General features: G+C 42.5%; 23 protein-coding genes. 12 read left to right on the plus strand and 11 right to left on the minus strand.

Going from position 1 to position 19,659, the window contains the following annotated elements:
- Position 1: 1 nt before the first annotated feature.
- From MNR06_RS12285 to MNR06_RS12315, 7 genes are all read right to left on the minus strand, one after another.
- Positions 2 to 1,162 (minus strand): helix-turn-helix domain-containing protein, encoded by a 1,161-nt coding sequence (locus tag MNR06_RS12285; RefSeq protein ID WP_243536455.1) that lies wholly within the window; start codon positions 1,160 to 1,162, stop codon positions 2 to 4.
- On the minus strand, positions 1,162 to 1,917 hold the full coding sequence (locus MNR06_RS12290; protein ID WP_243536457.1) for a tetratricopeptide repeat protein: 756 nt from the start codon (positions 1,915 to 1,917) through the stop codon (positions 1,162 to 1,164). The genes MNR06_RS12285 and MNR06_RS12290 overlap by 1 nt, the downstream gene beginning before the upstream one ends.
- Before the next feature lie 24 nt (positions 1,918 to 1,941).
- Positions 1,942 to 3,090, minus strand: a complete 1,149-nt coding sequence (locus tag MNR06_RS12295; RefSeq protein ID WP_243536459.1) for a class I SAM-dependent RNA methyltransferase — start codon at positions 3,088 to 3,090, stop codon at positions 1,942 to 1,944.
- Positions 3,091 to 3,200: 110 nt separating this feature from the next.
- Positions 3,201 to 3,626 (minus strand): nucleoside-diphosphate kinase, encoded by a 426-nt coding sequence (gene ndk, locus MNR06_RS12300; RefSeq protein WP_243536461.1) that lies wholly within the window; start codon positions 3,624 to 3,626, stop codon positions 3,201 to 3,203.
- A 13-nt stretch (positions 3,627 to 3,639) separates the two neighbouring features.
- Entirely contained in the window at positions 3,640 to 3,936 is a 297-nt protein-coding gene (locus MNR06_RS12305; RefSeq protein ID WP_243536463.1) for a hypothetical protein, read from the minus strand.
- Positions 3,937 to 4,037: 101 nt separating this feature from the next.
- Complete coding sequence (locus tag MNR06_RS12310) at positions 4,038 to 4,781, minus strand: hypothetical protein (RefSeq protein WP_243536465.1); 744 nt, start codon at positions 4,779 to 4,781, stop codon at positions 4,038 to 4,040.
- Positions 4,782 to 4,913: 132 nt separating this feature from the next.
- Positions 4,914 to 6,587, minus strand: a complete 1,674-nt coding sequence (locus MNR06_RS12315; RefSeq protein ID WP_243536468.1) for a c-type cytochrome — start codon at positions 6,585 to 6,587, stop codon at positions 4,914 to 4,916.
- 154 nt (positions 6,588 to 6,741) lie between these two features.
- Here MNR06_RS12315 and MNR06_RS12320 point away from each other — a divergent pair, with 154 nt between their 5' ends.
- Entirely contained in the window at positions 6,742 to 7,986 is a 1,245-nt protein-coding gene (locus MNR06_RS12320) for a cyclic nucleotide-gated ion channel (protein WP_243536470.1), read from the plus strand.
- Here MNR06_RS12320 and MNR06_RS12325 read toward each other — a convergent pair.
- The 4 genes from MNR06_RS12325 to mdh all read right to left on the minus strand — a co-directional run bounded on the left by MNR06_RS12325 (position 7,983) and on the right by mdh (position 11,618).
- Positions 7,983 to 8,444, minus strand: coding sequence for a YbhB/YbcL family Raf kinase inhibitor-like protein (locus MNR06_RS12325; RefSeq protein ID WP_243536472.1), 462 nt, complete (start codon positions 8,442 to 8,444; stop codon positions 7,983 to 7,985). The genes MNR06_RS12320 and MNR06_RS12325 overlap by 4 nt on opposite strands.
- Positions 8,445 to 8,614: 170 nt before the next feature.
- The gene (gene sucD / locus MNR06_RS12330) at positions 8,615 to 9,484 is read right to left on the minus strand and encodes a succinate--CoA ligase subunit alpha (RefSeq protein ID WP_243536474.1); all 870 of its coding nucleotides are present in this window, start codon (positions 9,482 to 9,484) and stop codon (positions 8,615 to 8,617) included.
- A 5-nt stretch (positions 9,485 to 9,489) separates the two neighbouring features.
- On the minus strand, positions 9,490 to 10,653 hold the full coding sequence (gene sucC, locus MNR06_RS12335; protein WP_243536476.1) for an ADP-forming succinate--CoA ligase subunit beta: 1,164 nt from the start codon (positions 10,651 to 10,653) through the stop codon (positions 9,490 to 9,492).
- A gap of 20 nt (positions 10,654 to 10,673) precedes the next feature.
- On the minus strand, positions 10,674 to 11,618 hold the full coding sequence (gene mdh, locus MNR06_RS12340; RefSeq protein WP_243536478.1) for a malate dehydrogenase: 945 nt from the start codon (positions 11,616 to 11,618) through the stop codon (positions 10,674 to 10,676).
- 143 nt (positions 11,619 to 11,761) lie between these two features.
- Between mdh and MNR06_RS12345 the strand changes: the two genes are divergently transcribed.
- The 11 genes from MNR06_RS12345 (at position 11,762) to MNR06_RS12395 (ending at position 19,654) form a co-directional block, all read left to right on the plus strand.
- Entirely contained in the window at positions 11,762 to 12,517 is a 756-nt protein-coding gene (locus tag MNR06_RS12345; RefSeq protein WP_243536480.1) for an ABC transporter ATP-binding protein, read from the plus strand.
- 72 nt (positions 12,518 to 12,589) lie between these two features.
- The gene (locus MNR06_RS12350) at positions 12,590 to 12,976 is read left to right on the plus strand and encodes a DUF2784 domain-containing protein (protein WP_243536482.1); all 387 of its coding nucleotides are present in this window, start codon (positions 12,590 to 12,592) and stop codon (positions 12,974 to 12,976) included.
- Positions 12,977 to 13,052: 76 nt separating this feature from the next.
- Positions 13,053 to 13,739, plus strand: a complete 687-nt coding sequence (locus MNR06_RS12355) for an ABC transporter ATP-binding protein (protein WP_243536484.1) — start codon at positions 13,053 to 13,055, stop codon at positions 13,737 to 13,739.
- Positions 13,736 to 14,515, plus strand: a complete 780-nt coding sequence (locus MNR06_RS12360) for an MlaE family ABC transporter permease (RefSeq protein ID WP_243536511.1) — start codon at positions 13,736 to 13,738, stop codon at positions 14,513 to 14,515. Before MNR06_RS12355 ends, MNR06_RS12360 begins: the two co-directional genes overlap by 4 nt.
- Positions 14,512 to 15,231 carry an MlaE family ABC transporter permease gene (locus MNR06_RS12365; RefSeq protein WP_243536513.1) on the plus strand — a complete coding sequence of 240 codons (720 nt, stop codon included), beginning with the start codon at positions 14,512 to 14,514 and terminating at the stop codon, positions 15,229 to 15,231. The genes MNR06_RS12360 and MNR06_RS12365 overlap by 4 nt, the downstream gene beginning before the upstream one ends.
- 8 nt (positions 15,232 to 15,239) lie before the next feature.
- On the plus strand, positions 15,240 to 16,016 hold the full coding sequence (locus MNR06_RS12370; protein ID WP_243536515.1) for an MlaD family protein: 777 nt from the start codon (positions 15,240 to 15,242) through the stop codon (positions 16,014 to 16,016).
- Between the two features lie 19 nt (positions 16,017 to 16,035).
- The gene (locus MNR06_RS12375; RefSeq protein WP_243536517.1) at positions 16,036 to 16,677 is read left to right on the plus strand and encodes a hypothetical protein; all 642 of its coding nucleotides are present in this window, start codon (positions 16,036 to 16,038) and stop codon (positions 16,675 to 16,677) included.
- A gap of 650 nt (positions 16,678 to 17,327) precedes the next feature.
- Positions 17,328 to 17,939 carry a hypothetical protein gene (locus MNR06_RS12380; RefSeq protein ID WP_243536519.1) on the plus strand — a complete coding sequence of 204 codons (612 nt, stop codon included), beginning with the start codon at positions 17,328 to 17,330 and terminating at the stop codon, positions 17,937 to 17,939.
- Positions 17,927 to 18,364, plus strand: coding sequence for a type II secretion system F family protein (locus tag MNR06_RS12385; RefSeq protein ID WP_243536521.1), 438 nt, complete (start codon positions 17,927 to 17,929; stop codon positions 18,362 to 18,364). Before MNR06_RS12380 ends, MNR06_RS12385 begins: the two co-directional genes overlap by 13 nt.
- Positions 18,365 to 18,391: 27 nt before the next feature.
- On the plus strand, positions 18,392 to 18,601 hold the full coding sequence (locus MNR06_RS12390; RefSeq protein ID WP_243536522.1) for a hypothetical protein: 210 nt from the start codon (positions 18,392 to 18,394) through the stop codon (positions 18,599 to 18,601).
- A gap of 6 nt (positions 18,602 to 18,607) precedes the next feature.
- Positions 18,608 to 19,654 carry a PLP-dependent cysteine synthase family protein gene (locus MNR06_RS12395; RefSeq protein ID WP_243536524.1) on the plus strand — a complete coding sequence of 349 codons (1,047 nt, stop codon included), beginning with the start codon at positions 18,608 to 18,610 and terminating at the stop codon, positions 19,652 to 19,654.
- Positions 19,655 to 19,659 lie beyond the last annotated feature (5 nt).

Raw genomic sequence — 19,659 nt, forward strand, 5'->3', positions numbered from 1 at the left:
ACTAGTAGCTCAATCTAATTGGTTTCCCAAGGTCGCCAGGAATTCCGACTTCTTTACCATTCAAGATAAGATTGACGGCGCCTCCGTTAGAGAAACCGATTTTTAAACCACTTTTACTTTTAAAAGTATGAACTTGTTCTGCTGAGAGTTTTATCTTTTGCGGTTTTCCGTTTGGAGCAGAGTACTCAATTTCAACAGAATCTAAGGCTTCAACGATGAGTTCTACAGGTTTTGCCTCTTTTGGTGTGGGGGTCGGCGTTGGAGTTGGTGTCGGAGTCGGTGTCGGTGTCGCTGTAGGAGTCGCAGCTGCCGTTGTAGTTGGGGTTGGCGACGGCGAAGCCGTGGCCGTCATAGTCGGCTTAGCTGCCGCCGTGGAAGTAGCTGCCGGCGTCGCTGTTGTGGTCGCAGTAGCCGAGGTCGTCGGAGCTTGAGTAGAAATCGTAGGGGAAGTAGCTGGAGTTGTTAGAGCACTGATTGCCGCACCATTGCTGCTGGGTGAAGCTTCTGTGTCAGCATCGACATCGGAGGTTGTATTCTGAGCTTCAGGTACAACCGGAGTTGCGCCTTCCATGGTTTCAGCAACTTCATTGCTTGGTACTTCGGCTTCTTTTGAATATTTATCGATCATCTTTTTGGTGAAAAGAATAAGACCGATTAAAACAACTCCAACGATAATAATGGCTACGTTACGGGTTGTTTTGCTTTCGTTTAAAGATTTTAAATCAGATTTTTTTGAAGAAGGCGGTGGGGTCACACGGATAGGCGTTACTGTCGCCTCTTTAGCAGCAACTTCCTTGGCTGGTACTTCCTTCGCGGGAGCTTCTTTTGCAATTGAATCGGCAGCAGGAACAGTCGGTTGCGGAACCCCCGCTGTCTCTGCAGGTGGGGTCACAGTTTCAGTAGGACGCAGGTAAGGCTTAGGTTTTGTCGAACCCATTTCTTCATAGAAAATTTCTAAAACTTTATCTGAATCTAAATGTAAAAAGTTTGCGTAGCTTTGTACAAAGCCGCGCAAAAAAGTTTTTGCCGGAAGATGCACTTCATCGGCTTCTTCAATTGCTTTTAAAACCTTGCTGTTGATTTTAAGAGAAAGGCCGATTTCGTGTAGGGATAAGCCTTTTTCTTCACGCGCTTTCCTTAAGATTTCACCGGTCTTTTTCATTAGTGTCCCTTTCGCAGCAAACTTAGCATACCTTTAGCTTTATCACGGTATTTGCCATTAGGATAATACTTCACCACTTCTTCAAACCGCGTCTGAGATTTAGATTTTTCGCCAAGGCGGTAGTAAGCTAAAGCACTGTAGTAATGGGGTTCGTCGTATAAACTTTTTTGACAAAAACTGATGGCGCGGTCCAGCGCCTCACTAGCTCTATGATAATCTTCAGCCTCAAAATAGCTTCGACCAACATATGTGTTTGAAATGCAATCATCAGGTGTATTTTCAAGCACCTTGATAAAGCTTTTGCGAGCGCCTGAGTAATCCTTTTGATTAAACTTAGCCAAGCCCAAATTTATATAGGCTTTTTCCGGACTGGGATAAGTGAGATCATCTAAAACTATTTTCAGCTCTTTTTCGGCTTCGGCAAATTGCCCCTTTTCAATTAACACACGCGAAAGATTATTTCGGGCTTCGGTGTACTTAGGATCAATTTCAAGAGCTTTATTCAAATGCTTCGACGCTAAATCTTGGCGATCTCTGAAAAAATAAACCAAACCTAAATTGTTTTGAATGACGGCATTGTCAGAATCAAGTTCTTCAGCCTTTAAAAGGTCCCTAAGGGCATAAGGGTAATTGCCACTTTCAAGTTGGGAAATTCCCATTCTTAAAAACAGTTCTGCTTTTTCTTTTTTTTGCTTACTTTGACTGGCGCAGCCTAAGAGTGAAAGCAAGCTGATAGCGATAATCCATTTACGCATGAATAAAAAGGTATCATTAGAGGATTAAGAGTCAACCACCAGCTCAGCAATAGTCTCAACATGGTCTGTCTGCGGAAACATCTCGAACGTTTGAACCCGCGATAGTTTAAATGATTTTCCAAGTTTCTGTGCCCAGGCAAAAAGCCAGTTCAAGTCACGGGCTAAGGAAACGGGGTGACAACTGATGTAGATAATTTTTCTTGGTGGGGTTTGAGCAAGCTTTTTCATAATTTCTTCACTTGCTCCCGCGCGAGGAGGATCTAATACCACCAGGTCTTCGCGGCCGATGACCGCCTTTTTCATATAATTTTCTACATCTGAAAGAAAATACTTAATGGGCTTATTTCCAATCCTGGACTTAGCCCTTTCGACTAGTTTTGGATTAAGCTCAACCCCATGAATGGTTGCGATAGAGTATTTTGCAGCTAAAGGGAAAGTGAAGTTTCCCGAACCTGCATAAAGATCGAACACGTTTTTATATGAATAATCACCAGCCCATTCTAAGGCAGTGGCAACAAGGTCTTCATTTTGAAAACGGTTTACTTGGGAAAAACCAACACCGTCGTCGTCATCAGTGATCAAGCCGTAGCGAATATCACCTTCTTCAGCGATATACATTTCTAGTTTTAGCAAATCCTGAGATCGTTTCTGTTCAGCAAAAGCACGCACTTCAGGAAACTTCGCGGTTAGGTCTTCTTCAGTAATAGGGCAATCTTTAATATCAACTATGGCGTGGGAGTTTCGTGCAAAGAAACCGAAATTTCCATTCTTAAATTTGGGTTGAATTCGATTGCGGTAACGTAAACTGCGAGGACTTGCTTTAATCGGAAGATATTCAAACTCAACACCACGGTTGAATTTCTGAATAGTTTCTAATACCAGTTGTTGTTTTTGCGACCGTTGTTCTTCTTCAGTAATTTGTTGCCAATTGCACCCGCCACAAACAAGCGCGACGGGACACGGCGGAGTTCTGCGTGAAGGTCCGGGTTTAAGAATTTTAACTATCTTCGCTTCAGCAAAATTTTTCTTTTTTAAAGTGATCTCAACCGTAAGTTCATCTGCTGGCGCCGCAAGCGGAATGAACAAAACCATTCCCTCATGACGAGCGATACCAGCGCCACCGATGGCCATCTTTTCAATGGTGACGTTAATTTGTGAACCGCGGCTTAACACTTAAAATCCTTTACCCGACTGTGAAATATGCATTCAGCATAGAAGCAAAAAGGGAGCTTGTGGCTCCCTTTTTTATTAAGAAACAAAAATCTGTATCTTAGTTTTAAAAACTATACGTTGCAGATCTCGTGTTTTTCGAAGAACAAAGCAAGTTCGCGAGCTGCAGAAGCTGCGCTGTCAGAACCGTGAACTGCGTTTTCACCAACGTTGTCACCGAATTTAGCGCGAACTGTTCCGGCGTTTGCTTTTTTAGGATCAGTAGCACCCATGATTTCGCGGTTTTTAAGAACTGCGTTTTCACCTTGAAGGCACATCAAAGCAACTGGACCAGAAGTCATGAAAGATACTAGTTCACCGAAGAAAGGACGCTCTTTGTGTTCAGCGTAGAATTCTTCAGCTTTAGCTTTAGAAAGAATAGTGATTTTAGCAGCAGCGATTTTCAAGCCGTTTGCTTCAAACATGCTGATGATGTCGCCGATAGCGTTTTTCTTCATCGCGTTTGGCTTAATGATTGAGAATGTTTGTTCGATAGCCATGGTATCTCCTTATTTATAAACAGTCTGTTTTTGTGATTTCGAAGAACTTGGGAGTTTTAACGAATTGAGTGACACATGTCCACACATGCTTCGTTCCATCCACTTTGTTTAAAGTGATTTCGGTTTTCACCGCTAGGTCATGTTCTTTTTCTGGAGTGGTGAAATCTTGGTAAGTGACTTCGTAATTCATGAAAGCGTTTAAGCCCAAAGTGAACTCCGCGTCTTCCATAGCCATAATACCGATTTCATCAACTCTTCCAGCCATTGCTGTTGAACCAATGAGAAGAATAAAGATGAATAATCTCTTCATGTTAGCGTCCCTTTTATGAGGGCTCTTGGATAAGCTCTTAGCGGGACAGAGTCAATAAATTTTGCCACAGAAGGTCATTAAAAAGGCAAATAAAAACGGAATTAGAACCGAAATTTAAGCGCGATAGACAAGCCAAAGCTTTTATCGCTTTTGCAGCCTTTGTCGCAATCCTTAGGCAGATCGACCGAAATGGATTTAATGGTGGTAAGAAGCTTTACAATGCTTGGTAGCATATTTCCATCCACAGTAAAGGGCTCTTCTTCTTCAGAGCTTACTTCAATATTTTGACCGATGCTTACTGCCTTACGTTCAAGCATTGCTGCGAACTTATTTAACGTTTCAACTTTAGAGCCCTTAGAACGAAGCACGAAAGGCACCGAGAACAGTTTATAATTTAGAACACTCAAAGCGCTCAATTCAGCCATTCTTATTTGCGATACTGCCTGAGTTTTTTTATGGTTCATGATCTTCAATGTATGATCCAGCTCTTCAGTGTCTGAAATCAAAATGAAAGTTTCTTGGTCAATGATTGAAGAATCGCTAAGCTTGATCGCAAGACTGTTTCCTTTTTTTGCCTTTAAATCTTCCGTTGTAAAATCGAACTCTGATACGGGAGTAGAAACAAGGATGACCGAAATTGGTTTTCTTCCGTCCTGGGCGCAAAGAGCCTTAAGGTCGGCTTTGGGTGCCATGCTTTTCACTCTTAAGGTCGCCATTTCGCAGGCTTGGTGATCGCGGGTATCAAATGCTAAAAGGATTCCGCGCGTGAATGCGTACTCTTCAGCTGAAGCGGCTAGCGAAACAAACAGCGATAAAATGGCAGTGAAGAAAGCACGTTTTTTCATGCCTTAGTTTTAGCACGGGCCTAAGATGTTCTTAGATAGTTCTTGTCCCCGAAGGAATAATTTCTAAACCGACAAAAGTTTAAACAATGGCCCAAACAGATGTTTAAGCCAGGTAAGTTAAATGGCTGAAAACTATAGGGTTTGCAGGAACATAATCAGGTTCTTTTTGTCTTCGGGTGAAAGGATTTCCACGCCATCTTTGACAAAAATGCGCTCATCATGACCCATGTTTCCCATGCCTTTCTTGCGAGTATCGAAGTGATGTTCTGCGGTTTTCCATGCCTTTGGCGTCTTATTGCCAAGCGGGTACCCGTTACACTCGAAATCGAAATCGGTGGCTGGATTTATCGCATCACCTGAATAATAGGCGACAGGTCTTTTTGCCGCTGGGGTTAGAAGCGCACAAAGATTTGGAACTGAGTTGTTATGGAAGTATGGCCAGCGTGCCCAGATACCAACTAGTGGTGGGGGCACGTAGCCTTCTTGCGCTTTGATTAGGATGTTGTTTCTTTTAGAAATCTCAAGGTTGTTCAGTTGCTCAAGGGACTTCATTCCTAAACGGCGATAAGGATCTGTGCCAACATCGACAACTGGAGTCGTTTGTTTGTAACGAACTTTCGTCGTTTTTAACTGCGCAACTAAAGGCAAATTTTCAGAGCCCGGTGCATTCCAAGCTTTGTCATAATTACCGTGGCATTTTGCGCAATTGGCTTTGAAAATGCCTTCACCGATTTTAGCGCGATCAAGATCAATCATTTCTGCAGGGAAGAAGTCTGTGATCAGTGGCGCTTCACTTGAAAAAACTGCCGTCGTTAAGTCTTTGATGATTTCTGAATTCGCATCAAGCCACTTTTCAAGTTCAACTAAATCAGAACCACGGCCAATTTCATTCCAAATAATATTTGTGAAGATCGGATTACCACTGACCACACTGCCATCAGATAACCAGCGATTTTTATATTTTAAATTCCACCACACGGCAGGTTTTGAATCGGCCGGTTTATTATCTAAAAAGGCATCACGGCGTGGGAACTTCGCAAACCATTCGTTAAAGCTTGCGTAACCATCTTGAGAACGACGATTCAACGAAAGACTGACCTGCGCTAAAGAAGTATCTAATCCCAAAGCAATAGGCTGTTTTAAAGAAACAAAGCGCAGATTATTTTTAGACTCTGCTAACAGATCTCGCTCGGCACTAGTGGCGCCGGTGTAGTACTGGAAAATATGTGGATCAGTAACTGCCATGACACTTTTAGCTTTTATGAAAAACTCATTGGCCTTCGGAAAACGATTGGTCATTCCTAAAACAGTTTTTCCAAACAGGTTGCTGGAGTGGCAGGCAGCGCAGCTGAAGGTGAAACCCTTGGCACCGTTTCTTTCGATAATCCCTAAACCCATTAACTCTTCAGGCCGAAAGTTCTGAGGATAAGGGACTGCGTAAACACCCGTGTCTGATTCAAGTGGGTAAGGATGAAGTCCTAGGTTTTTTAATACATCGTTAAAGGACTTATATCCGCTGACGTTTTGAATAAGTCCTTGAATCCAACTTTTAAAGGGATTGCCATTATCTGACTCAATAAGCTTTTTAAATGGTAAATACGGGGGAAGCATTCCCGTGATAGTTACTGGATAGATTTGCGCATGAATCTTTCCATTGCGTTGATAGTTTAAGAAATCAGTCTCAGACCATTCATAAATATTTTGGCGACCACCTTCAGGTACCAAGACTCCTTCAGACCAATCAGGAGAAGCTTGGGTATTGAAGGAAAGACTTACGAAAAGTAATACCAGAATGATTTGTTTCATGACCCTTGAATATTTCCTGGACCCCAAGTCTGACAACTACATTTTAGGCAATGTATATGCGAAAAAATGCCATGACCTCAGGCCAGTTATATTTGATTTAGGAACCCAAATTTCAAGCCTTTTGCAGACTGAATTTGGTGCCGAAAAATAGACCATGAGAAAAATACAAACGTTGAAGGTCTTTTCAGTTATCGGTGCGTTTTTAGTGGGCTTCTGGGTGCCTTTGCGATTGATCGGTTATTTGACTGATTCCTCTGTAGAAATCATGTTTGATTTGCTTATTTCGCTGGTAGCCGGGGCAAATATTTATCTCTATTTTTCAACGACAAAAAGAAGCATCAAAGACTATCGCAGTTGGCTTAATCTTGGCCTTCTTTGCGATGTGATTTGTTTGATGCCTTTGTCGCTTTTTGGATTGTTACTATTCAATACGACGTATTCAGGTTTATTACTTTTTAATCTGTTAGCCGCTCGCCACGTAAAACATATCAAAAGTTTTCTTGATCAGTTTGATAACCTGCAACCCATCGTTTATCGCTTAGTGCCAATTTTCGTGATGTTACCAATTTTGATTCACTTAGCAGCCTGTGCATGGATTGGCTTAGGCAGTGGTTCGGCGGGTCCTGATCCAGATAAACTATTTGAATACGTGAAGGCTATGTACTGGGCATTTACGACTTTAACGACAGTCGGTTACGGAGATATTTCTGCTAAGACTATGTCACAGATGATCTTTACATGCGGAGTCCAAGTCATCGGTGTTGGACTATTTGGTTTCATTCTAAGTAACGTGGCAGGCTTGCTTGCTCGTCAAGATGCCGCTCGCGAACATCACATGGATAACTTAGATAAAATTGAAACTTACATGGTGTCTCATCACATTCCGAATGAAATGCGCACAAAAGTAAGATCCTATTACCACTACATGTGGCAGAATAAAAAGGGTTATCAAGATCATTCGATCATTGAAGATCTTCCTAAAAAGATTCAGTCAGAACTTATCTTTCATATCAATAAACCTATTTTGGAAAAAGTTCCTTTCTTAAAAGGCGCCAGCCGCGAGCTGGTTGAAGAATTGATGAATGAATTAGAAACAAGAGTCTATGTTCCAGGCGAAAGAGTTTTTAAAGCTGGGGACGTGGGTGATGCGATGTACTTCATCCACAAAGGACAAGTCGATATTCTTACTAAAGACGACAAACTGATTGCGACTCTTGGTGAAGGCTTCTTCTTTGGCGAAATGGCCTTGATCTTTGAAGGTCCGCGGACGGCGGGTGTCGTGGCGAAGCAATTCTGTGATCTTTATGTTTTAAAGAAAGAATCCTTCGCGCACGTGTGTGACAAATATCCTGAATTCCTGGATCACATTCATAAAGTTGTTCAGCAGCGAGCGGGTTAGTGCTTTAAATAAGTACCCACCAGATCCGTTTCTGCTAGGATGTGGCCTTCCATGGCTTTTTCTAAATCTTTTTTTGTCACGTTCACCATCTGCGGAAGTACAATATCTAATGCATATAACTTGTGATGATAGTGATGTCGACCAATGGGAGGACAAGGGCCTCCGTAACCAACGCTCTTAAAATCGTTCATTCCTTCTTGGGCGCCTTGCGGGGAGTTTCTAAAGTTTTCAGGAAGTGAATCAATGTTTGGCGGAATATTGTAAACCACCCAGTGCACCCAGGTAAGTCTTGGCGCTGCTGGATCTGGCGCATCGGGGTCATCTACAATCAAAGCTAAACTTTTTGTGTTAGTAGGAATCTCACTCCAGCGCAGGGGAGGAGAGATATCATCGCCTTGGCAAGTGTACTTTGCAGGAATTTCGCCGTTATTTTTAAATGCATCTGAAACTAATTCCATTTTTTAGCCTCTTTAGAAAAGATGGCTTAAGAATAAGTTCAATGCTGGAAAGATTTAAGCTGTGTTCCTGCACTGGATTTCAGGCATAAAAAAACCCGCAGTTTTTAGGCTGCGGGTTTGTCGTTATTTCGACTTCATCGAAGTAACGCAAGCTTAGATACTTTGTAAAATTACTTAAGCATAGACTTAAGTGTTTTACCCATATCAGCAGGGCTGCGTGAAATTTTGCAACCGGCAGCTTCAAGAGCGGCAAATTTAGCTTCTGCTGTTCCTTTACCGCCACTGATGATCGCGCCAGCATGACCCATACGTTTACCAGCAGGTGCTGCTGCACCGGCGATGAACGCAGCTACTGGTTTTTTAAAGTGATTTTTAATGTATTCTGCTGCTTCTTCTTCAGCAGATCCACCGATTTCACCGATCATGATTACTCCGTCAGTGTCTGGATCTTCATTGAACATTTTTAAAACGTCGATGAAGTTAGTTCCATTCACAGGGTCACCACCGATACCAACGCATGTTGATTGGCCAAGACCTAATGCAGTCAATTGTCCAACAGCTTCATACGTCAATGTACCTGAACGTGAAAGAACGCCGATACGACCTGGTTTATGAATGTGTGCTGGCATGATACCAATTTTGCATTCACCTGGAGTGATAACGCCTGGGCAGTTTGGACCGATCAAACGAGTGCGTTTGCCTTCCATGAAGCGTTTTACTTTTACCATGTCTAATACTGGAATACCTTCAGTGATACAAATCACAAGATCCAAATCAGCATCTACAGCTTCCATGATTGAATCAGCTGCAAATGGAGGTGGAACGAAGATGACAGAAGCGTTGCAACCCGTTTGTGCTTTAGCTTCTTTTACAGTGTTAAACACTGGAAGACCGATGTGAGTCGTGCCACCTTTACCTGGAGTCACGCCACCAACCATTTTAGTTCCATAAGCCAATGCTTGCTCAGAATGGAATGTACCTTGAGCACCAGTAAAACCTTGGCAAATTACTTTCGTGTTTTTGTTAATAAGAATTGCCATCTGACTTATCCTTTAATCGCAGCAACGATCTTTTTAGCTGCATCTTCGAGATTATCAGCAGGAGTGATGTTCAATCCGCTTTCTCTCAACATTTTTTTACCAAGCTCTACGTTTGTACCTTCAAGGCGGCAAACTAGAGGAACTTTTAAACCCAACTCTTTAGAAGCAGAGATTACACCGTCAGCGATGATGTCACATTTCATGATACCACCGAAGATGTTAACCAGGATGCCTTTTACGTTTGGATCTTTAAGGATGATTTTGAAAGCTGCTGTTACTTTTTCTTTGTTAGCGCCACCGCCAACATCCAAGAAGTTTGCAGGTTCAGCACCGTGAAGCTTGATGATGTCCAAAGTAGACATCGCAAGACCAGCACCGTTCACCAAGCAACCAATGTTTCCATCAAGTTTGATGAAAGCAAGATCGAATTTCGAAGCTTCGATTTCAGAAGGATCTTCTTCAGCCAGGTCGCGCATCTCTACGATATCTTGATGTCTGTATAGAGCGTTTGAATCGAAATTCATCTTAGCGTCTAGGCAAAGAACATCGCCCTCTTTAGTAACAACTAGTGGATTGATTTCAGCAATTGAACAGTCCGTCGCGATGAAAGCGTTATAAAGACCTGTCATGAATTTAACGGCTTTATTTACGATTTCAGGAGCCATCCCGATTTGGAAAGCTAGATCGCGAGCTTGGAAACCAGAAAGACCGATCACTGGATCGATGTCGATTTTTTTAATCGCATCTGGGTTGTGTTCAGCAACTTCCTCGATATCCATACCACCTTCAGAAGAAGCCATCATTGCGACTCGTCCTGTAGCGCGGTCAACTAGGCACGCAACATAGTATTCTTTAGCGATGTTGCAACCTTGTTCGATATAAACTTTTTGAACAACTTTACCTTCAGGACCCGTTTGGTGAGTCACTAAAGTCATGCCGATCATTTTTTTAGCTAAGTCACTTACTTCGTCTAAAGATTTCGCGATTTTTACGCCGCCACCTTTACCGCGACCACCAGCATGGATCTGAGCTTTAACAACCCAAAGGCTTCCACCGATTTCTTTTGCAGCAGCCACTGCTTCCTCAGGGGAATGAGCCACTTTACCTTTTAAAGTGGCAACTCCGAATTTTCTGAGGACATCTTTGGCCTGATACTCATGAATATTCATTTTTTTAAATTCCTTACAGACTAGTTTACAGTTTTAAGAGCAGACACCAATGTACGAACCGCTTCAACCGACTTTTCAAACTCTGCTTTTTCGTCAGCGTTCAATTTCATGTCGATGATGCCTTCCATACCTTTGCCGCCGATTTTAGCCAGAACGCCAACCATCAATTTATCGTTAACGCCGAATTCGCCGTGAAGTTCAACCGCAACCGGAAGAACGCGTTTTTGGTCTTTAAGAATTGCTTCTGCCATTTCAACTGCGCCACGTGCTGGAGCATAGTAAGCAGAACCTGTTTTTAAGTGGCCACCAATTTCAGCGCCCGCAGTTTTAGTTCTTTGTACGATCGCCGCGATTTTTTCAGCAGAAAGAAGATCTGTTAAAGGAATACCAGAAACTGAAGTCATACGTACAAGTGGAACCATCGCATCACCGTGGTTACCAACAACGATACCAGTTACGTCTTTAACAGAAACGTTCAACTCTTCAGCGATGAATGCACGGTAACGAGCTGAATCCAAGCAACCGCCCATACCTAGAACGCGCTCACGAGGGAAGCCAAGAAGTTGTTTTGCGTAAACAGCCATTACGTCCATTGGGTTACAAACAACGATTACGAATGAATTTGGAGCGTACTTTTTGATGCCTTCGCAAACGTCTTTTACGATTTTCGCGTTAACGCCAACTAGTTCATCGCGGCTCATGCCTGGTTTACGTGGCATACCTGCAGTGATGATAACAACATCAGAATCCGCGATGTCTTCGTACTTGTTAGTGCCTTTTACTTTTGAATCGAACATTTCAATTGGAGCTGCTTGGAATAAATCCAAAGATTTACCGATCGCTGCACCTTCGTTGATATCAAGAATAACAACGTCGCCGATTTCTTTTTGAGCTGCCCAGTGAGCAGTTGTAGAGCCTACGAAGCCCGCGCCAATGACAGCAATTTTATTTCTTTTGTGAGCCATGATAAATCTCCTTAAGGCTGCAATTTGAATGGAAAAATTTAAAACTTGCGTTGAAGGCCACATTCAATATCAAATTGAATATAGAGACAACCAATACTGCTCGGTGCCTAGAGAGATAAGAGCAAGAACTGGACGTAAAAACCATGAGCATGATCAGCCTCAAAGACATAACTGTCGCCTTTGACAGCCACGTTGTACTAAAAAACGTGAGCCTTGATATCGCTCCAGGTGAAAGCTTTGTGATAGTGGGTCCGAGCGGGCAGGGGAAAACGACTCTGCTAAAAACGATGTCAGGATTGATAACTCCGCAGAATGGCAAAGTTTTTATTGAACAGAGGGAATGGTTGACGCTAAGCAGTAAAGAGCGTCTGCCGCTGCTTAAAAAAATGGGAATTCTTTTTCAGAAGAATGCTCTTTTTGATTCTTTGACGTGCATTGAAAATATCTGCTTTCCACTGCGCGAAACCACAAAAGCAACGGATTGGGAAATTGCTAAAAAAGCAGAGTTTTTCCTGGATGCTGTAGGAATTCCCCACGCGCGGGATTTATATCCCGATGAAATTAGCGGAGGCATGCAAAAGAGATTAGGCATTGCCAGGGCCTTAGCACTAGATCCAGAGATCATTTTCTATGATGATCCAACAGCAGGTTTAGACCCGATCACTTCAAAAAAAATCATCGAATTGATTTTAAAACTTAAAAAAGAAAAAGGTTCGACAGTCGTAGCAATCACGAATGATATGAATCGTGCTTATCAAATGGCGGATAGAATTGGTGTCGTGGTTGACCAGCAATTATTAATCACCGGAACTCCAGAACAAACGCAAGATCATCCAGATCCCCGTGTGCATCAGTTCGTACGCGGGCTTTTGCACGGTCCCCTGACAACCTTAGCTTGATTTGTTTTGCTTAATTTCAAACTGCGAAACTATTTGCTGACGGCATAAATACGGCGTTGTGAATATCAATCAGTGTCTAAAACTCAGTTGGCCGATCTTATTCTTTATTTTCATTTTTTGTACGTGGTATGTGTGATCACGCCAGTGCCTTTGATTTTAATCGGCGCAAAACTTCATTGGAGGTGGATCCGCATTCCTTGGTTAAGACGCCTTCATGTTGCGATGATATTGTTTGTTGTGGTCGAATACTTAATCGGCATGATGTGCCCACTGACTGTTTTAGAAGAATACTTACGCCAAGAACCTGGACAGAAAAATATCTACCCACTGGGATTTTTCCCCGCTTTGATTTCAAAAATTTTATTTTCTGACTTTGAACCTTGGGTTTATGGTGCGATTTACATCACGGGGGCGTCACTCATCGTTCTTCTTTATAGAAAAGTGCCTCCACGTCCTTGACCCGTGATCTTTTACCCCTCACCATTATTTGGTGATTGAATTCAGGAACCTCGTAAAGAGATTTGGAACCAGAACTGTGCTTAACGGATTAAGTTTGAAAATCCGTGAAGGTGAAATCATTTTCATTCTGGGGACATCTGGGACAGGCAAGTCCGTTTTACTTAAAAATCTCGTAGGTCTTCTAACTCCTGATGAAGGTGAAATTTGGATTGATAACCAAGAGGTTTCTAAGTTCACAGAGGAACAATATCTTCCCATCAGAAAAAAATGCGGAATGGTGTTTCAGCATCCTGCTCTTTTTGATTCCCTCACTATCTTTGAAAACGTGGCTTTTGGTTTGCGTCGCCACTATCAGCTGGATGAACAAACTATCAAAGACAAAGTGAATAAAGCTTTAAAGCTAGTACATCTAACCGGGATTGAACAAAAAAGACCGGCGCAAATTTCCTATGGCATGCAAAAACGCGTCAGCCTTGCGCGCACGGTAGCACTTGAACCTAGGATACTTTTGTTCGATGAACCGACAACGGGTTTAGATCCTGTGACAACTACAGCGGTGAATCAGCTGATTTTAGATTTATCTAGAGAGCTGAAGACAACATCATTAGTGGTTAGCCATGATATGAACTGCGCGCTTTCGATTGCCGATAGAATCGTCGTTCTAGATAAGGGACAAATCGTCGCCTTGGGAACTCCAGACGAATTAAAAAAGTCCGAGCATCCGTTAGTGAAGGATTTCCTTTCTGAGGTGCTTAGCGCATGACCAAGTTTATCTCTATTTTAGATGAAATCGGGGGGACACTCCTGTTTCTGCAGAAAATTTTAGGCACTCTTTTTAAGAAAAAACTAAAAACCCACGACGTCTTTGAGCAGATTTGGAAAGTCACAGCTGAAAGCTTTTTTACTACAGCAATGGCAGGATTTTTCGTGGGCGCGATCATGACTGTACAGTTTGCGATGCAAATGACGGAATTTGGTGCCTTGGGATATCTTGGTGGTCTAGCTACAAGTGGTACTTTTCGCGAAGTAGGACCCTTATTGATTGCTTTCATGTTAAGTGGAAAAGTCGGCGCTTTTACTTCGGCTGAACTTGGTACTATGCGAGTCACTGAACAAATTGATGCCGTCAGATGCCTGGGTGCTGATCCCATGCAAGAAATCATTGTCCCAAGATTTATCGGCATCATCGTATCAAGCTTTTTCCTTTTAGGTGCAGGCTTGGTGATGTCCGTATTCGGTGGAATGCTGATGGGACAAGCCTTTGCGGGTGTAAACTTTGAAGAATACCTTCGTCATGTGCCTACAATTGTAAATCCCATTTCTATTCTAAATGGACTTATTAAATGCTTTGCATTCGCGGTGGTATTAGCCACTGTTTGTACCTATAAAGGATTTTCTGCAACGGGCGGCGCAAAAGGTGTGGGTCGAGCTGTGGTAGCAACAGCGGTCACAACAATGATTTGTATCGTGGTGATGGATTGGATGACTAGCTTCTTAGCTGAAATCGTCTTAACAATGGTACGAGGTTACCGCTCATGATCGGTCTTATTGCTGAAACCTTTGCTGGTATCTTTCTTCCTCCGTTTCGCCGTAAAGAATTCATCGAACAACTGCATTTTGTTGGCAATAAAAGTCTAGTTATTATCGTTTTCTGCGTCAGTTTTGCTGCTGTCGTGACGATCTTAGAATCTTCATTTCACATGAAGCTTGTGATTCAGAATGACTCTATGGTACCGGGATTTGCTGCATTACTTATTCTTCGTGAATTAGGGGCGGTGGTAACAGCTCTTTTACTGTGTTCACGGGTGGGCGCTGGATACGCTTCTGAAGTGGGTTCGATGCAAATAACTGAACAGATCGATGCGCTTAAGATGCTAGGAATTGATCCGGTTAATTTCTTGGTCGTTCCACGGTTTTTAGCCTGCGTTCTTGGCGGGATGATGCTGACTGTGATTGCCAACATGACTTGTATCTTTGCAGCAATGGCAGTGAGTGAAAGTTACCTTGGGTATACACCTTCGATGTTCCTAACCTCTATGCATCGCTTTGTTCAATTCAAAGATATTATTTTTGCGACGATAAAAGGCGCTTGTTTCGGGGGAGTGATTCCTCTCGTTGCATGCCATTTCGGATTTCGATGTCAGCAAGGTGCGGAAGGTGTCGGCCGAGCGACAACAAACACCGTGGTCGTGGCTTCGATAGCAATTATTGTGATTGATTTTATTTTATCCTATACTTTTAGTCATCTTTACTAGGAGAACGTATGAAGGTTGAAACCAAGGTTGGTTTGCTAGCTCTTGTATCTGTGATACTTATCGTGGTCTTCGCTTACCTCATGGGTTTCATCTCTCCTTTTTCCAACACCAAAGAATTAAACGTTATGTACAACTTTGCTGGTGGTATCGAAGAAGGTTCCCCCGTGCGAGTGATGGGTATCAAGGTTGGAAAAGTTAAAAAGATTTCTTTTGATCCGTCTTTCAAAATGGATAGCGGCGAAGAAGTTAAACTTCGCTTAACCGTGACTATTGATAAAAAAGCCTGGACCAGTGTCCGTAAAGATTCCAAGTTTTTCATTAACTTAGCTGGTGTAATTGGGGAAAAGTTTCTGGAAATCTCGCCAGGCAGTGCAGATGCCGCAGAATTTAATAGTGGCGATTTCGTTCGCGGGGAAGATCCTCCAAGAATCGATCAATTGATTTCGCAAAGTTATGGTTTAGCCGGTAAAATCGTTGCATTGGTTGAAAAAAATGAAGGCTCCATAACAAATATGATTCAACAGCTTGATAAATTGACGACGAATTTTAATAAGACGCTTGTCTTATTAGATAAGGGAACTAAGAATCGTGATGTAGCTAGATTGCTGGATAATGCGGTCAAAATCAGCGATAACATGGTTTATTTGACAGATAATTTGAGATCTAAAAAAGCGGAAGAAACCTACGACCTTGTTCATAAACTTCTTTGGAGGTTGGAACCGCTGGATGGAAAAGCTCTTAAAAAGTTCTTCCAAGAAGAGGGTGTAAAAGCTCGCCTTCTATAGATCTCCTTTGGAGGTTTCTATGCAAAAACTTTTTATTCGATCTTTAATAGTTCTTTTGGTTAGCGGCGCGGTCCAAGCGCAGGCGTCGGTAAATCTCAGTGCTGATGCCAACACAGTGTCTGAAAAAGCTCATTCCATCGAATCAGAATACAGCCAAAACATGCGCGATGAGCGTCTTTCGACCTCTTATGCATCTAATTTAAAAATGCGTGACCATAGAAAAGTGGGCGCGGGATTCTTTTTCGGCGGTTCCGCTGGAATGGCCGGATTAAACTTGGAACTTAACTTTGAAGATGCTGATGGTGTTTTGGCAAGTTTTGGGCAGGGTCCAGGGTATGATGCTTTCCAATTATCATGGAAGCACACATTTGAAGGGGATTATTTATCTCCTTATACAACCTTAGGATATTCCCGCTGGTACAATTCTGACGGCGCACGTCTTGATAGTTCCGATATCTTGGACCGCGTTCTAACAACTAAAGAAAAGAAATCCGGTCAGTTTGGTACGAACTTCATCAATACGACGTTCGGTATTCAATATAACCAGCTTTCTGGCGACTTAGCCGGAATGTCTTTTTATGGTGAGTTAACCGGCATGTATGAAGTAAGCAGATCAATGCTTATCCCGAACGGTTCTGTGGGTGCTCTTTATTATTTCTAAACTTATCTAAAAGCCCAGTGGCATTTATCAATGCGGGTCGCCGATAAGGGCACATTCGACGCCGTTGTCCGGTCTTTCACTTCTCTCCGACGTACCTGACAGGTACGCCTGCGTTTCGCGAAAGATCCTCCGCCTTGCGCCTATACCATTCCCGCCAACCCTAGTTTCCCACCTGTGAAAGTCGCTCAGGGAGCGGGTTTTAGGAATAAAAAAACCCCAGAGTTGCCTCTGGGGTTTTCTTTAGAACTAAATTAGTTCCGTAAGAATTACTTCTTAGAAGCTTTTTTAGTAGCTTTCTTTGTAGTTTTCTTAGCGGCTTTTTTAGTAGTTTTCTTAGCTGCTTTCTTAGTAGCTTTTTTTGCTGCTTTCTTTGCCATGTGCTCCTCCTAGGATGCAAACGTTGTTGTTGTTTCTCTAACTTAAAAACTTTACTTCCTTAAGTCTTCACAATTTGACCAGCGCGGTCAACAAAAAATTTACCTTGCATATTTTTTGCGAGCGCTAGTTTCCGTGAAGGTGGTTCCATGCTTATCTTTTTCTCGATTTCGCTGCTCGGATACTCATTAATTGATCGATCTATCACTTCGATCGCGCGAGATTTTGCGTTCTCTCAACAATTGGTTCGATTTCTTTCGATCTTGAACCTTGTTGTGATCGCTTTAATCACCTTAAGTGGAGTATCCGCACCCTCACTCTGGCTTTTCATCGGCATTCTTTTGATAACTTTAAAGTTTTTTCCGGATATTTTGCGTTTTTTCTTATTAAGAAGATTGCGAACAGCACTTATTCCACTTCTTGATAGCGTGATACTAAGCTTGCAGACAGGAAAATCTTTCCGCATTTCTTTGTTAACAGCAATTGAAATTCAAGATGGTTGGATCCGTCATCAGATGATGGAGATGTACGAATCTTTAGCGATGTCGGAAAATGTCATCGCCGTGAAATCCGCACTGCTCAAGGATTTGCGCCAAGAGTTTTTAGAAATCGATCGATCAGGAACTCGCTGTGTGGAACAAGTTCGCGCACTTCGCAGAGAGCTTAAGATGCTTGAAGATTTTCGACGTAGGTCCGGACAAGTAACGCAGCAATTGAAGATGCAGGCGATAATTGTCACCGCTCTTTTTCTGGCGCTATTAACTTTTGTAATTACGCAATTTGGGTTCCATCAACATCGTGTTTTGATTCTTTTTTCCGCTTTAATCTTTTCAGGTGGGCTTATTTTCATATTTTCTGTGGGTCGGAGGATGAAATGGAAGGTATAGCACCACCATTACAGCTGTTACTAAGCGTAAAAAGAGCGATTGAAAAGGGTCACTCGGTGAAACAAGGCATTCACACGTACTTAAAAAAATCAGAAGGTGAGTTTCCGGAAGTTGTAACGCGCTGGCTGGCGTTATTACAACAGGGGCAAGACCCTAAAATCTGCATTCAAAGCCTGTCTTCGATCCATCGCCGAACCCTTTTGCAGGTTTTAGAGCGCGGATTAAAAGGTGAATCGATTCACAATATACTTTTGCGGCTTGAAGAAGAGATCATTGAGGCATGCCATGAGGAGCTAACCAATAAAATTGCCCGCTTGCCATTTATTTTAATGATTCCCCTTTTATTATTTCAATTTCCCGCATTTTTAATGCTCCTTTTTGGGCCTCTTCTGCAAAATTTTTTTCACTCTTTGGGAGGGGGGTGATAGAGTGGCGGCTGTTGGAGGATAGCTATGGCACAGCCCGATAAAAAGCAGGAAGCTTTAACAAAACTAGTGGATGAGTTGATGAAAGATCAACCAAGCCGCCAGCTCGTTAAACAACTGACTTCGGAGCTTGGTATCACCTATTCCGTGGACCCCTTGACTCAAATGAATACAGTTTTACAGTCCATGAACTCAGTCGTTCTTCGATCCAACAGAAGAAGAGATCTAGAAAGATAGTTTATCATGTCACAAATCTACGATTCCATTTTGGAAACTGTCGGAAATACTCCGATGGTGGCGCTTCATAACGTTACTAAAGGTTCAAAACATAAATTCTTTGCGAAAGTGGAGTATTTTAATCCCGGTGGCAGCATTAAAGACCGCGTTGCTGTGGCAATGATTGAAGAAGCAGAAAAAAGAGGCGATTTAAAACCCGGCGGCACAATCGTTGAAGCGACATCTGGAAATACCGGTGTAGGTTTAGCTTTAGCAGCGGCTGTAAAAGGTTATAAATGTATCTTTGTAATGCCAGAAAAGATGAGCGAAGAAAAACGCGCACTTTTAAGAGCTTACGGCGCTCAAGTGGTCATCACTCCGATGGTTGAACCTGAACACCCCATGAGTCACTATAACGTCTCAAAAAAAATCACTGAACAAACTCCGGGCGCTTTCTTAGCCAATCAGTTCTTCAATCCTGATAACCCAACTCGTCACTATAAAACAACTGGACCTGAAATCTGGAAACAGATGGATGGCAAAATTGATATGCTTGTTGGTGGTGCGGGTACTGGTGGAACTCTTTCAGGCTGTGCGAAATATCTTAAAGAGCAGAATAAAGACGTAAAAGTGATCTGTGCAGACCCGATCGGAAGTATTCTTTACGATCTTTTCTATCATAAGAAAATCGTGGATCCTCCAGGCTCTTATAAGGTGGAAGGTATCGGGGAAGATATGCTTCCTGGAAACGTTCATTTAGATATTTATGATGGTTTTGTTCGCGTTGGTGACCCTGAAGCATTCGAAATGACTCGCAGACTTGTTTCTGAAGAGGGAATTTTGGTGGGTCCTTCAAGTGCTACAGCGTTAGTGGGCGCGATCAAAGCATCTGAAAAGCTAGAAAAACCGTCTAACATCGTAGTTATTTTCGCAGATAGCGGTCGTCAGTATCTAAGCAAAGCTTTCAACGATAAATGGATGGTTGAAAACGGTTTACTTAAAGAAGAAGACACAAAAAATGCGTTTAACCGCGTAGTAACAGCTGACGAAGCTCTTAAAAATTTAAAAAAATAGGTGTT

This window comes from Bdellovibrio reynosensis, assembly GCF_022814725.1.
Lineage (GTDB): Bacteria > Bdellovibrionota > Bdellovibrionia > Bdellovibrionales > Bdellovibrionaceae > Bdellovibrio > Bdellovibrio reynosensis.

Coding starts and splice junctions, on each gene's coding strand:
- MNR06_RS12285 (WP_243536455.1), bottom strand. CDS start 1,162: ATGAAAAAGACCGGTGAAATCTTAAGGAAAGCGCGTGAAGAAAAAGGC.
- MNR06_RS12290 (WP_243536457.1), bottom strand. CDS start 1,917: ATGCGTAAATGGATTATCGCTATCAGCTTGCTTTCACTCTTAGGCTGC.
- ndk (WP_243536461.1), bottom strand. CDS start 3,626: ATGGCTATCGAACAAACATTCTCAATCATTAAGCCAAACGCGATGAAG.
- MNR06_RS12305 (WP_243536463.1), bottom strand. CDS start 3,936: ATGAAGAGATTATTCATCTTTATTCTTCTCATTGGTTCAACAGCAATG.
- MNR06_RS12310 (WP_243536465.1), bottom strand. CDS start 4,781: ATGAAAAAACGTGCTTTCTTCACTGCCATTTTATCGCTGTTTGTTTCG.
- MNR06_RS12315 (WP_243536468.1), bottom strand. CDS start 6,587: ATGAAACAAATCATTCTGGTATTACTTTTCGTAAGTCTTTCCTTCAAT.
- MNR06_RS12320 (WP_243536470.1), top strand. CDS start 6,742: ATGAGAAAAATACAAACGTTGAAGGTCTTTTCAGTTATCGGTGCGTTT.
- MNR06_RS12325 (WP_243536472.1), bottom strand. CDS start 8,444: ATGGAATTAGTTTCAGATGCATTTAAAAATAACGGCGAAATTCCTGCA.
- sucD (WP_243536474.1), bottom strand. CDS start 9,484: ATGGCAATTCTTATTAACAAAAACACGAAAGTAATTTGCCAAGGTTTT.
- sucC (WP_243536476.1), bottom strand. CDS start 10,653: ATGAATATTCATGAGTATCAGGCCAAAGATGTCCTCAGAAAATTCGGA.
- mdh (WP_243536478.1), bottom strand. CDS start 11,618: ATGGCTCACAAAAGAAATAAAATTGCTGTCATTGGCGCGGGCTTCGTA.
- MNR06_RS12345 (WP_243536480.1), top strand. CDS start 11,762: ATGAGCATGATCAGCCTCAAAGACATAACTGTCGCCTTTGACAGCCAC.
- MNR06_RS12360 (WP_243536511.1), top strand. CDS start 13,736: ATGACCAAGTTTATCTCTATTTTAGATGAAATCGGGGGGACACTCCTG.
- MNR06_RS12365 (WP_243536513.1), top strand. CDS start 14,512: ATGATCGGTCTTATTGCTGAAACCTTTGCTGGTATCTTTCTTCCTCCG.
- MNR06_RS12370 (WP_243536515.1), top strand. CDS start 15,240: ATGAAGGTTGAAACCAAGGTTGGTTTGCTAGCTCTTGTATCTGTGATA.
- MNR06_RS12375 (WP_243536517.1), top strand. CDS start 16,036: ATGCAAAAACTTTTTATTCGATCTTTAATAGTTCTTTTGGTTAGCGGC.
- MNR06_RS12385 (WP_243536521.1), top strand. CDS start 17,927: ATGGAAGGTATAGCACCACCATTACAGCTGTTACTAAGCGTAAAAAGA.
- MNR06_RS12390 (WP_243536522.1), top strand. CDS start 18,392: ATGGCACAGCCCGATAAAAAGCAGGAAGCTTTAACAAAACTAGTGGAT.
- MNR06_RS12395 (WP_243536524.1), top strand. CDS start 18,608: ATGTCACAAATCTACGATTCCATTTTGGAAACTGTCGGAAATACTCCG.